The organism is Mucilaginibacter sp. (genome assembly GCF_028288225.1).
Lineage (GTDB): Bacteria > Bacteroidota > Bacteroidia > Sphingobacteriales > Sphingobacteriaceae > Mucilaginibacter.
Genome location: NZ_JAQBOC010000084.1, coordinates 87,537 through 97,047 on the forward strand (window position 1 = coordinate 87,537; position 9,511 = coordinate 97,047).

The 9,511-nt window shown below is 42.0% G+C and carries 8 protein-coding genes; 4 read left to right on the forward strand and 4 right to left on the reverse strand.

What is annotated here, in order from left to right; translation table 11 throughout:
- The first annotated feature begins 138 nt into the window (after positions 1–138).
- The gene (locus JWQ54_RS25170; protein ID WP_299590562.1) at positions 139–717 is read left to right on the forward strand and encodes a cupin domain-containing protein; all 579 of its coding nucleotides are present in this window, start codon (positions 139–141) and stop codon (positions 715–717) included.
- A 76-nt stretch (positions 718–793) separates the two neighbouring features.
- On the opposite strand, the gene JWQ54_RS25175 is transcribed toward JWQ54_RS25170, so the two are convergent.
- Positions 794–1,252 (reverse strand): hypothetical protein, encoded by a 459-nt coding sequence (locus JWQ54_RS25175; RefSeq protein ID WP_299590563.1) that lies wholly within the window; start codon positions 1,250–1,252, stop codon positions 794–796.
- Between the two features lie 279 nt (positions 1,253–1,531).
- Between JWQ54_RS25175 and JWQ54_RS25180 the strand changes: the two genes are divergently transcribed.
- The 3 genes from JWQ54_RS25180 to JWQ54_RS25190 all read left to right on the forward strand — a co-directional run bounded on the left by JWQ54_RS25180 (position 1,532) and on the right by JWQ54_RS25190 (position 4,817).
- A complete protein-coding gene (locus JWQ54_RS25180; protein WP_299590564.1) occupies positions 1,532–2,122 on the forward strand; it encodes a DUF4202 domain-containing protein in 591 nt (196 codons plus the stop codon).
- Between the two features lie 54 nt (positions 2,123–2,176).
- Positions 2,177–2,896, forward strand: coding sequence for an alpha/beta hydrolase (locus JWQ54_RS25185; RefSeq protein ID WP_299590566.1), 720 nt, complete (start codon positions 2,177–2,179; stop codon positions 2,894–2,896).
- 448 nt (positions 2,897–3,344) lie between these two features.
- Positions 3,345–4,817: a tetratricopeptide repeat protein gene (locus tag JWQ54_RS25190; protein ID WP_299590568.1), complete on the forward strand. Its 1,473-nt coding sequence runs from the start codon at positions 3,345–3,347 to the stop codon at positions 4,815–4,817.
- A 235-nt stretch (positions 4,818–5,052) separates the two neighbouring features.
- Here JWQ54_RS25190 and JWQ54_RS25195 read toward each other — a convergent pair whose 3' ends face one another.
- The 3 genes from JWQ54_RS25195 to JWQ54_RS25205 all read right to left on the reverse strand — a co-directional run bounded on the left by JWQ54_RS25195 (position 5,053) and on the right by JWQ54_RS25205 (position 9,246).
- Positions 5,053–5,754, reverse strand: a complete 702-nt coding sequence (locus JWQ54_RS25195; RefSeq protein WP_299590570.1) for an alpha/beta hydrolase — start codon at positions 5,752–5,754, stop codon at positions 5,053–5,055.
- A gap of 300 nt (positions 5,755–6,054) precedes the next feature.
- Positions 6,055–8,412 carry an alpha-L-rhamnosidase C-terminal domain-containing protein gene (locus JWQ54_RS25200; protein ID WP_299590572.1) on the reverse strand — a complete coding sequence of 786 codons (2,358 nt, stop codon included), beginning with the start codon at positions 8,410–8,412 and terminating at the stop codon, positions 6,055–6,057.
- 162 nt (positions 8,413–8,574) lie between these two features.
- Positions 8,575–9,246 carry an AraC family transcriptional regulator gene (locus JWQ54_RS25205; RefSeq protein ID WP_299590574.1) on the reverse strand — a complete coding sequence of 224 codons (672 nt, stop codon included), beginning with the start codon at positions 9,244–9,246 and terminating at the stop codon, positions 8,575–8,577.
- Between the last annotated feature and the right edge of the window lie 265 nt (positions 9,247–9,511).

Consider the following 9,511-nt stretch of genomic DNA (forward strand, 5'->3'; position numbering starts at 1 on the left):
ATTTAACGCCCAAAAGTTTGCTAAAACAGTATTTCCGTTCCTGCGTTACGTAATCAAGTACTATTTTATAAACAAGGCCGCTTTTTTGGGCATTCATCAAAATGGTAACCAGAAGGCAGCCTTGTCATAAACAATCTCATGAAGCGTAAAACATTTTTATCGTGGCTCGGCTTAGTAGCTATAAGTACACGAAAGCCATTTAATACCGATCAACTCATGATGCCTGAACAGTTGCTCTTTCACGATGACGGAACCGTCCCAAACAGCAAATTCCCTTTGTTACTCTATCCTAATGCCTTTGCCGCCCGCGACGATGACGGTGCAGCCTGGCTGGAACAACATTTTGCTGCCAATAACTGGACAAACTCCTGGCGCAACGGCGTTTATTCATTTCATCATTATCACAGCACCTCCCACGAGGTTTTGGGGGTTTACAGCGGTTCAGCGCTGCTGCACCTTGGTGGTGAAAAAGGCCGTAAGGTAAAGGTGCAGGCAGGTGATATCATTGTCATTCCCGCAGGAGTTGGGCATAAGAACCTCGGCAGCGACAACCTGGGCATTGTTGGCGCTTACGAAGACGGCCGGAGCTGGGATGTGAACAAAGGACTGCCCGGCGAGCGGCCCGGGACCGATAAGAACATAGCCGCCCTGCCCGTACCCCGGACAGATCCATTCACCGGGGAATCAGGTGGGTTAACAGTTATCTGGAAAAAGTAAATTCTTTCCTTGATTTCCCTATCGTATTATGAATGCTTCTGGCTAAGTGATTAGGGAATCCCGGAAAGTATCTCATTTATTTAAAACGAAGAGATGCAAGCATTTCTCCTTTGGGGAGCTCCTGTGCAGTATAATGAAGGCTGAGCTCATGATAGGCATTATTCTTTTCCAGCTGCAATAGCTCTTTTACCGATATCACCATATTTAAATCCGAACCGGTGGCATCGGCAAACTCAAATTTCTTCAATATATTTCCCTTCTCGTCCTTTATGGCAATGCTCCTTTTCGTACCGGCCCCCTTTACATTGCAATGTTTGTAATTGATGCGCAACTGATCATTGTCATTTGCCTTGCCCAGTTGCAGTACTCTTAAACTCAAAGGCTGGTTCACCGACTGTTTTAGGATGAGCTTGTTATTAAGATAGATCTCATAAGTGTCCAACCCAAACTTTGTTGTGAAACCAAATACAGTGAAGCATAGTGTAATCAGCATAAACATCTTAATAAATGCCTGATTGAATGTTGTGTGTTTCATAATATAAATTTTAAATGAAAGTCCTTGATTATTTTCCGATAACAATATTAAACGAATAGGAAATGAAGTAAAAAAATAGTAGACCAACAACCGGAATAATAGACATCAGCGTTTTTTTTCATATTACCGAAAAAAATGTTTTTTTTGCCGTTTTTAAAACGCAGTGTTTCATTAACATGAATAACATTTAACAAGGTGGACATTTGAAAGGGCGGAGGATTTTTATACCAATTGAAAAAACTATGATAGCTTTATAAATAATTAACTTATTTTCAACCAATGAGTAGATTAAATAAAGCATTTGAGCTTTTTGATGCTTATAATAAGCAAGATCCCCGTAGTTTTACATGGGAAAGTGTAAGTGAGCCACAGGAATATTTTTTTGCTGTTAAATTATATGAGTGGGTTTTAAAGCTGGATCCTGATGCTGATGAAGAATTATTGTTAGCATCCAGAAGTCAGCATATTGGAAGATGGGAAATTCCGCGTGAAGATTACCCGGACGGGCGCGAGCCTTATCTTAAATGGCGCAAGGATCTTGCCCTGCACCATGCTGCCATTGCCGGGCGTTTAATGAAAGAAGTTGGTTATGGCGAAGAAACATTAGATCGTGTTAAGCAAATCATCCTGAAGCAAAGAATTAAGGTTGATCCTGATGTTCAGACCATGGAGAATGCACTTTGCCTGGTGTTCCTGGAATTACAATATGAAGAATTTCGCAAAAAGCATGAGCAGGAGCCAGAAAAAATAATAAATATTCTCCGGAAATCATTATTGAAAATGGATGAGAATGGGCATCGGCTTGCACTGAAATTACCTTATTCGGCAAAGGGTTTTGATTTGATCAATAAGGCGGTAAATAGTTTGTAGCTAAGGAGGGGGTGATAATCAATATTTTGAGGATTGAATTAAATTCAAAGCAATTTGCCGCCCCGCATCGCCAGTGCATGGGTAACACTGATGAAGCGTCTTGGATACAAGAAATTTGTAGCGCAGGGCGGAGATTGGGGTGGGCTCATCACAGATGTAATGGCCGTACAGTCACCCGATGATTTACTGGGCATGGCCACAAATTTCCCATGCACAGTTCCAGTTGAAATCAACAATGCGGCATTTGGCGGAGCCCCTGCACCAGACGGCCTCTCAGCTGAAGAAAAACAAGCGTATGACCAATTGGTCTTTTCATACAAGCACGTTGCCTACGCCCTCATTATGGGATCACGTCCACAGACATTACTCGCAACGGCGGATTCGCCCGTCGGCCTGGCCACTATGTTTCTTGACCACGACCAGCGTAGTTTGGCGCTAATTTCACGCTCGTTTGCCGGTGAGCCTGAAGGACTTACCCGGGATGATGTTCTTGACAACATCACACTGTGCTGGTTGACAAACACAGCGGTTTCCGGGTACCGTATCTATTGGGAGAATAAGCACGCCTTTGTAGCCCCACTAGGTGTCAAGATCCCGGTTGTCGTGAGCGCTTTTCCTGACGAACTCTACCAGGCTCCGCGGAGCTGGGCAGAGAAAGCATATCCCAATATGATCTATTACAAGAAGCATAACGAGGGCGGCCACTTCGCTGCCTGGGAACAACCTGAACTCCTGGTTAATGATATCCGCGAAGGTTTCAAGTCTCTTCGCTGATTTCGATAAAGAGGATCAACAGATTTTAGAACCGGGGCCCGATGATGATAATGCGCCCCGGTTTAATTTTTCATTCGTGAAGGATGCTATTGGTAAAAAACCAGCCGTCGACCTAACGTCAAAAAGCAAAAAAACAAAAGCCTTTCAAATTTCTTTGAAAGGCTTTTAAGTGACCCCCAAAGTACAGATGTTGAACACTTTTATTGAGGATGTAAAAAAAAATGTGGCATTGAAATTTAATAAATAACCAGGATTGTTGTTTTGACGCATCTTGAATATTAGGGGTATTATTATTTAATGGTTGATTGAATTATATCATTACGCTTCTGTTAGCAATCCATGTGGTTTTTTTAACAAACAGTAAAGCAAGAAATAGATGTGGGATAAAGCATAAATCACTTGTAACCCTTATCTTTATATACAATTATGACCATTACATCAATATATAATGCCTCATGATAAAGAAACGGAAAATGCACTGCCTTTAAGTAATTCAACCATGTCTGTACCAAAGATCAAACATGTATTTACAATTATTTTTTCGTTTGGAATATTTGCCGCATGTGCACAGATAGCCACCACCGCGGATTTGAAACAAAAGCTGGCTGCCGCTAAAACGGACAGCGACAGGATGGAAATTTTAGCCAGTCAAAGCTCCAGCTACCGGGATGTTAATCCCGATTCAATGGTATATTATGCACAGCGGGTAGTGCTGCTAAGCATAAAAAATAGAAATATTTATCCGGCGGATTTTGAAGTGGGTGCTTTAGCTTTCCTGGCCGGCCAATTGTGGTATGCCGGAAATTATCCTGATGCACAGGAGGCATATTTTAAAGCACTGGCCAAAACAGAAACTATTGGCGACCCCATATTGACGGCCGGGATATACAACGGCCTGGCGATGGTAAACAGGAACGAGGGCAATTTCAGACGAGCAATAGATTATTATTCAAAGTCTGAAGCTTTAGTCAGGCACCTGCCTGATAATGATCAATTACTTAGCGCCATTGGTGACAAAGGAAAGGCTTACGAGCAACTCGGTATATTAGATTCTGCCTTTATCTTTGTGCAGGAATGCATGGCCGTGATTGTGAGAAAGTATCATAATAAAAATGTTTTAGGCGGGGGTTTTCAGGCTGAAATGGGCATTATTTATTCAAAAATGGGTAAAGAAAAACTTGCTGATGGTTATTTCAGGCTGGCTTTTTCGCTAAATTCAGCAATAAATGAACACCGGTTGCTTGCAAGGTCTTATTTTGAATTTGCAGAACATTTTGACCGCTATCATGAGCGCGACTCGGCTATTTACTATGCAACCAAGGGTTTGTTAATAGACAAAAAATACCATTACGTTGTTCAGCAACTGGCCGCAAGTACGCTGTTGTCAAAATTGTACAACGAAACGCACAATATTGACAGCGCTTTTAAGTACCAACAATTAATGATCGGTATAAAAGATAAAGTATTCAGCCTTGATAAGGTCACCCGGTTGCAAAACCTGGAATTTAACGAACAATTGCGGCAGCAGGAGATTGCATCTGAGAAAAAACTGGCTGCTCAGGAACGAAAAGAAAATATCCAGTATGTATTTATCGCTGCCGCGCTTTTTATTTTGACAACCCTGTTTTTATTGCTAAGCCGGAGTTTTATCACCAATTCAAAATGGATCGAGTTTTTTAGTGTGATCACCTTGTTGATTCTTTTTGAATTTATCAATTTAATACTTCATCCTTTTTTAGAGCAATTAACTCATCATTCTCCGGCATTGATGCTGCTGGTTTTGGTTGCAATAGCGGCGTTGCTGGTACCCCTGCACCACAAACTTAAAAAGCTTGCTACGGAAAAACTTATTGCTAAAAACAAAGAGATCCGTTTGAAAAAGGCAAGACGAACTATCGAAGAATTAGGCGGCGAAAAGTAATGCCTCGATAATCACAGGGTCCGATGCTGTAGGAAACCGATATGAGACTATTATTCAATGGTTAAACGTGATATTCAAAAGCCCTTATTTTTTAATGATAGCAGATTCCGCGTTTTCTATTTAACATAACTAACTCGTAAACTATTTAGTGGTTAACGCCGATAACTACTTAAGAATATCCAAGACTGTATTCCACGTGCCGTGAGCGGCACATGGAATAAAATTTAGCAGACAATTACGCTTGGAAGGCTTTTTCAGCTGCTTCGATAATGACACCTGCAACGATCTCAGGCTGCGACATGAAGATCACGTGACTGCCTTTAACTTCGGTTACCTGCGTGTTCGACCTGCTGTACATATTTCTTTGTATCTCAGGGTTAATGCTTTTATCTTCGGTAGCGATCAGGCCATAGGCCGGTTTGTGCCGCCAGGCTGCATCAGTAATCGGGCTTACAAAGCCTTTGGCGTAAAATGCTCCCTGTGAGGCATACATAAACGCAGCTTCATCAGCATCAATATCAGCACAAAAGCCTGCATGGTACTTATCTTTGTCATAGTACACAATGCCTTTCTCATCCGGAGGAAGTACGCCGTTCTCAGGTGCAGGCGGAGCTGTTTGCAGCCATTGCAGAGCAGATTCGCCGTTGTCCGGCTGAAAAGCAGCTATATAAACCAGGGCAGCAACATTTGGATGGTTACCGGCTTCGGTAATCACAGCACCACCCCATGAGTGTCCGGCAAGAATTGCTGGCCCACCGATCCTGTCCAAAGCAACGTGTGTTGCCAAAACATCGTCTTCAAGGGAAGTTAAGGGGTTCTGTACAACTGAAACGTTATACCCTTTTTTAGTTAACTCGTTATAAAGTGCCTTATAACCAGAACCGTCAGCGAATGCACCGTGAACAAGCACTACATTCTTTACATTTGAGTTTTTCATTGTTTTATTAATTAATGTTGTATGAATGATTGTTGTATGAATGATTTAACAGTACAACTTAATTATTGTTGTATGAATGATTTAACAGTACAAAGGTGCCGCTTAAGCCAATGATGGGGAACGCAAGGACTTCCCGAAGAAAAACGTAAGTTGATTGGTTCGATGTGCCCTGAAAATCTATGTTTTGAAAGAACCCGCTGGGATTCGAACCACGATCCAGCTGAGTCTATTTATATGTCATTAGGCGCTATAAACGCACCTTTATCATTTTTATCATCAAAGCTGACCGAATTATTCGGCTTAAATCAAAAATGAATTCGCACCTGCTTTGAGAACGTAAATTTTAGTTTTCCAAACCAGTATTCCCGACGTTTTCTCCGGGAGGCTGATGTTTATTTGCCACTTACTGCTTTTTAATTTATAGCTAACTGAAACTTTTCCGCCGGGATGGGGCACATCGCCGCTTACATTTGTTAAAGTACCTAAATGTGGCTCTATTTTTATTTTACCAAAACCGGGCGCATAGCTGTCGATCCCCAATACAGTTCTGAAAAACTCAATGTTTGGACTTGCGCCCCAGGCGTGGCAATCCGAACGCGTGTATTGCAGGTCTGATACTTCGCCCCAGGTTGTCATGCCCATTTTAATGTTGTTGCGCCACACATCCAACCAGGTCATATAATCGTTTCCCAAGCCGCCTTTTATCAGTGCCTGGTGCAGGTAGTATTTAAAATAAATAGTGCATTGCGTTAATGAGGTATCGGTTAACAGCCTTTTGCTAAATGCAGGCAATTCAGCATTTTGCACCATGCCTGTGAGTATGGCCAGAGAATTGACATGCTGTGAAAATCCGGTTTTTTCTTTAGTATCGGCATACAGTTTTTTAACCGGATCCCAGTATTTATGCTGTATGGTTGCCTTTAACTGTGCTGCTTTTTGATTGTAAATATTGGCGTAATCGCGCAGGCCAATTTTTGCTTCCATTTCCGCTGCCCATTGGTATGCCCAAAGCAGCTGCAGATCATATATAGCCGCGCTGCCGTCCGCGCCTTTCACATCCCCGCCCAAATTGCCGGCCCAATCAACAAACGCCCAGTATGGTGTATCTTTTAATGAACCATCCGGCTGTTGGTATTTGCTAAAAAAATCCAGCACTGCCCTTTCGCCAACTAATTTATCTTTGATAAAATCACTATCGCTACGGTACATCCAATAATCATGCAGCATGCAAATATACCATAGCGAAAATGTTGATATGATCTGTGTACCTTTGGTAGGGTAACAGCTCTTGGTAACGCCTTCAGTTATACGGGAATGGTCCATCAGGGTGAGGGCATTACGCGCCAGCCGGTCATCGCTGGTATTATAATAAGATATCAATGCCTGGATCCGGGTATCACCAATATACTGCAACTGCTCATAATAAGGGCAGTCTGTATAAGTTTCCCAGGCGTTAAGCCTGGCTGTGCGCCAGCCAATGTCTAATATTTGCTTAATTTCGGTATTGTCTGTGTTAAATACCGCTGTCCGTTTAAAAGGATAACCTGTGAAGGTGCCATAAAGATCATCGATAATCAGCGGCTCATTTTTGGTTTGTACAATCAGCCTGATGTAACGGTAGGTGCGAAAGTTTAATGTTGTGAACGATTGCCCCCGACTGCCGTCTGCAATCAGGCTGTCTTTTCGACCTATAAAATCCTTACCCTCTACTTCATCCCGGTTACTTTTACGGGTGCCGTTGCTGCCTTTGTCGTAAAGTGTTTCGGCATAGCCCAATGATATTCCGGCATCCTTGCCACCGCTAAAATTTAACGTTACATAGGCATTTGTTTCAAAAGTTTGATCGAGCAATAACGCAACTGTAGTATTGGCAGGGATAGTTAATGAAGTCTTTTTTTCGGGAAACGTTGGCGGAACGCTCATGCCAATTGCACTGCGCAGTTTAATGATACGCTGGTAGGTCATCTCCCTTGCGGGCAGTGACGAAGGTACCAATGCCCAGTCTATACCCCAAGACATACCTTTAAGTTTTCCGTCGAGTATTTTTGCTGCAGCAGGCCAGGTACTGTCATCATAACTTACAGCTGTCCAATCGCCTTTTACAGCTTGATTCATATCTACCATTTCGCCTTTACTGGCAGCAAAAAAATAACCTGGAATAGGCTGATGGCCGGCATCGCGAATGCATTTCCATGTATTGTTGGTATTCAATATTTCTTCATTGGCGGAATTTCCTTGTATAATGAAGGCCGTGCGTACGGAAATCTGTGCTTCTGGACGGAACTGGGCTTCATTAAAAACAAGTGCCGATACGGTGTTTTTGCCTGCGATAAGATAAGGTGCCAAATCAACCGTTTCATAGTTCCAGTAATAGGTATCGCCGCGTGCAGGGCCGAGTGATACCAGCGTGCTATTAACATATAACTTGTAGCGGTTATCTGCAGAGACATGGATAATAAAAGACGCAGGTTTGGCAGCAAGGTCGATGCTTTTGCGAAAATAGTAGATGCCATACGCATTACCGGCATCATTGGGTGCAGCTATCCAATTAGTATTCCATGGTCGGTTGTCGGTTTGAGAAGATTTGGATTGTGAATGGCCGGATTGTATGTAAAGCAAATTTGCTAGAGCTAACAGAAATAAAAAAAAGTGTTTCATGAATGGTTTATATGGGCTTGCTAAATCGATTTGCAAGATAGAAAAAAAACTAAAACAAACCCCAAAAAGTGGCCTTTGGGGTTTGTTTTAGTTAGAGAAAGTTATCAGCAAGAATCAAATGAATTCTTTTACAAGATTTTCATCCGAAGAATTAGTTAGCCATTAATTGAGGCATCTGTACTCGCTGGGCGATTTTCCTGTCTTTGATTTGAATATCTTTGTAAAGTGCGAAGGATGTTCAAACCCAAGCCCATACGCGATCTCGCTGATTGAATCATTCGTACCCCACAACAACGATTTAGCTTTATCTATTAGTTCCAGGTGGATATGTTCCTGTGTGGTTTTGCCCGTAAATTTGTTTAAAAGGTCGGACAAATAGTTAGGCGACAGGTTGAGCCGTGAAGCAAAATATTTAACATTTGGCAAGCCTGTTTCAATCAGGCTGCTTTGCGAAAAATAATCTTTTAATATTTTTTCAAACTGTTGCACCACATCTGAGTTAACTTTTGCCCTTGTGTAAAATTGCCGGTCGTAAAAACGGCTGCAGTAATTCAGTAAGAGTTCAATATTGCTTACGATGAGGCCTTGCGAGTGTTTGTCTATATTTTGTGAATACTCCCTTTCAATCTTTGCCACACAATCTTTAATGATCAGTTTCTCCTCTTCCGAAATATGCAGGGCCTCGTTGGCCTCATAATTAAAAAAGGAATATTGGTGTATCTTCTTACCCAAATCGGTACCATGAATCAGATCGGGATGAATAAACAACGCCCAACCTTCATCAACCGTAACATCCGGACCGGGCGCTATGACTTGTCCGGGTGCGGTGAACATTAAGGAACCTTCATTGAAGTCGTAATATCCTTTGCCATATTTTAACAGGCCATCAAATTTTTTGCAGGAAATGGTATAAAAGCCAAAACGGTAAAAAGCATTCTCCTTAGGACGCTTTTCATAGAAGTCTGTATGGTCTATCAGGGCAAACGCATTAAAATTTCAACAGGGTAAGTAAATAATTGATGTCTAAAGCTGCAATGTTCATTTTCCTTCTGATGCTAATGTTCTTTGTTTGATCATTTTTGAGAATATTGATAGCTAT